This window comes from Pseudomonas sp. Kh14 (assembly GCF_900291005.1).
Classification (GTDB): domain Bacteria; phylum Pseudomonadota; class Gammaproteobacteria; order Pseudomonadales; family Pseudomonadaceae; genus Aquipseudomonas; species Aquipseudomonas alloputida.
The window spans coordinates 1-234 of the sequence record NZ_OLKJ01000322.1 but is presented as its reverse complement, the minus strand read 5'-3'; the positions used below and the strand labels follow the sequence as shown (position 1 = coordinate 234).

Genomic DNA, 234 nt, shown 5'->3' with positions numbered 1-234 from the left:
GTGTGCAGAGCGGTATCGGCGGCTTCCTGCTCAAGCCCTGGAACGAACGCGAGCGCACGCAGATGCAGCTGTTGCCGTTGGTACAGGCCGAACTCGAACAGATCGGCGGCCTGCAGATCTTCGGTTTCAACCTGCCGTCGCTGCCCGGCACCGGCGAGGGCCTGCCGTTCCAGTTGGTGATCAACACCGCCGGTGACTACCCGGCGCTGCTAGAGGTGGCGCAACGGGTCAAGG

At 65.0% G+C, this 234-nt stretch carries 1 protein-coding gene; it reads left to right on the top strand.

What is annotated here, in order from left to right; all coding sequences use genetic code 11:
- On the top strand, nucleotides 1-234 hold a 234-nt coding region (locus FQ668_RS28290; RefSeq protein ID WP_144180892.1), incomplete at both ends, for a hypothetical protein.